At 48.4% G+C, this 989-nt stretch carries 2 protein-coding genes; both read right to left on the reverse strand.

Going from position 1 to position 989, the window contains the following annotated elements; translation table 11 throughout:
- A partial coding sequence (locus tag R7Q11_RS25060) for an ABC transporter permease (RefSeq protein WP_225466865.1) occupies window positions 1–589 on the reverse strand: 589 nt, incomplete at its 3' end.
- Window positions 586–989: ABC transporter permease (locus R7Q11_RS25065; protein WP_225466866.1), on the reverse strand; the 404-nt coding region annotated here is incomplete at its 5' end. The genes R7Q11_RS25065 and R7Q11_RS25060, both read right to left, overlap by 4 nt.

Consider the following 989-nt stretch of genomic DNA (forward strand, 5'->3'; position numbering starts at 1 on the left):
GCTGCAAAATCAGCACAAAGACAGCAGGAACCACGTATTCGATATAGCCCATCGTTGGGTTGAAGGTCGGTTTCATGTTCAGCTTGATAGCAGAGTAATTATGGCTCGCCAAACTAAGCGGTACGCCTTCAATCACCATTTTGCTGACTTTAACTTGTGCGCGTAATGTACGGCCGGCTTGAGCTAAACCTTCAACGACCGTGCCGTAAGCCAAGAAGTAAGAGGCATCTGCGGCGTACGCAAGAGTCGGGCTTTTACCTAACATTACGTCTTTGTAGAAGTGCTCAGGGATCACTAAGAACCCCGTAATTTCGCGATTCAAAAACGCTTGTTTTGCATCCTCAATTGTATGTAAACGCGAGACGATTTTGACTTGAGGTGTCGCATCGACCATACGCTCTAGCTTTAGGCTGGTTTGGCTTCCGTCTAGGTTTACGACCGCAATTGGCTGCTCTCTAGGGGTTTGTTGTGCGTATGGCAGCGGATACAAAAACGAATAAAAAACCACGCCACCAAAAACAGTTAATGTGACGACGGGGTTGGTCAGCACAGAGCGAATCTCTGCTTTAATCAGTTGCCAGAGTGTCATGCTGCCTCCCTTTGCTGGGTCGACAGTGCTGCCGCTCGGTATTTATGAATGAATGCGGCTGTCAGTAAGAGTGGCACCACATACCAGATCATTGGCCACAAAGCACTAAACGATTGAGCGGCTGAGGTTCCGTAGCTTGCCTGACCAACCTGAACTTCGATGTAATGGGTGATAGGTAATAGTGAGCGCCAAGCATGAGCGAGCGTGTTCATGTCGGAAACTGGAAACGTAATCCCCATAAAAGCAAAACTTGGCGCAGTAAACGCACCAGCAAAACTCATTGCGCGGGCAGGGTCCATCGATAAAAAGAAAAACAGTGCGCCCATAATGATACAGGCAACAATGGTGACCAATTGAGCTAGTAACATGACTACGAGACTGCCTTCCATCGGCCAGTCCA

The organism is Vibrio sp. 970, assembly GCF_033339075.1.